Source organism: Azospirillum sp. B506 (assembly GCF_000333595.1).
Taxonomy (GTDB): Bacteria; Pseudomonadota; Alphaproteobacteria; order Azospirillales; family Azospirillaceae; genus Azospirillum.
Genome location: NZ_BADK01001090.1, coordinates 1 through 941 on the forward strand (window position 1 = coordinate 1; position 941 = coordinate 941).

1 protein-coding gene and 1 pseudogene are annotated in these 941 nt (G+C 66.1%); one reads left to right on the plus strand and one right to left on the minus strand.

The features are described 5' to 3' along the window. Positions 1 to 514, plus strand: a pseudogene (locus tag I71_RS33605) (DNA-directed RNA polymerase subunit beta'); the annotation flags it as partial. Here I71_RS33605 and I71_RS33610 read toward each other — a convergent pair. Next, positions 414 to 935 (minus strand): magnesium transporter MgtE N-terminal domain-containing protein, encoded by a 522-nt coding sequence (locus I71_RS33610; protein ID WP_280109939.1) that lies wholly within the window; start codon positions 933 to 935, stop codon positions 414 to 416. The pseudogene I71_RS33605 and the gene I71_RS33610 sit on opposite strands and share 101 nt — an antisense overlap. Positions 936 to 941 lie beyond the last annotated feature (6 nt).

A 941-nucleotide genomic window follows, 5' to 3' on the forward strand; every position in this document is an offset into this window, starting at 1 on the left:
GCGGGCGCAGCTCCTGTCGGAGCTGCTGCCGCGTCACCCGAAGGTGCCCTTCTCGCTGATCAACCGCGTCCTGACCAAGAAGGACGTCGGCAACGTCATCGACGCCGTCTACCGCCATTGCGGGCAGAAGGAGACGGTGATCTTCGCCGACCGGCTGATGAAGCTGGGTTTCGGTCACGCCTGCCGCGCCGGCATCTCCTTCGGCAAGGACGACATGGTCATCCCCGCCGCCAAGGAGAAGCTGGTCAACGAGTCGAAGGAGCGGGTGAAGGAGTTCGAGCAGCAGTATCTCGACGGCCTGATCACCCAGGGCGAGAAGTACAACAAGGTCGTCGACGTCTGGTCGGAATGCACCGAAAAGGTCGCCTCCGAGATGATGAAGGCGATCTCGACCACCGAGGCCGGCAAGCCGGTCAACTCGGTGTACATGATGGCAGATCGGCGATGCGCACGGCCCGGCGCTGGCGCAGCAGGCGCGACAGCGGCACCGCGCCCACCACCCGGTGCATCGGGTCGACGATGAAGAGGTCGTAGAAATCCTCCGGCAGCGTGTCGGTCGCCGCGCGGATGAAGTCGATGGTCTTGCCGACCGTCCAGAATTCCGGCACCGCGACCAGCTCGCGCTGCATCATGCGGCCGGCGCTGTCCTCGTCGTAGGTCAGGTTCTCCTGCACCAGCGCGCGTTCGGCGTCGGGAAGCTTCGCCAGGATCTGCGCCCGCGTTTCCGCATCCAGATCCTCGATCAGTTCCACCGCGTCGTCGGTGTCGAGGTCGGCGACGGCGTCGGCCAGCTCCTGCGGCTCGAACCGCCCGATCAGCGATTCGCGCAGGTCCGGGTTCAGGTAGGACAGCACCTCGCCGTCCAGTTCGGCGGGAAGCAGGTCGATCAGGTCGGCGCGCTCGGCCGGCTCCGCCTGTTCGATCAGGTCGGCGATGTCGGC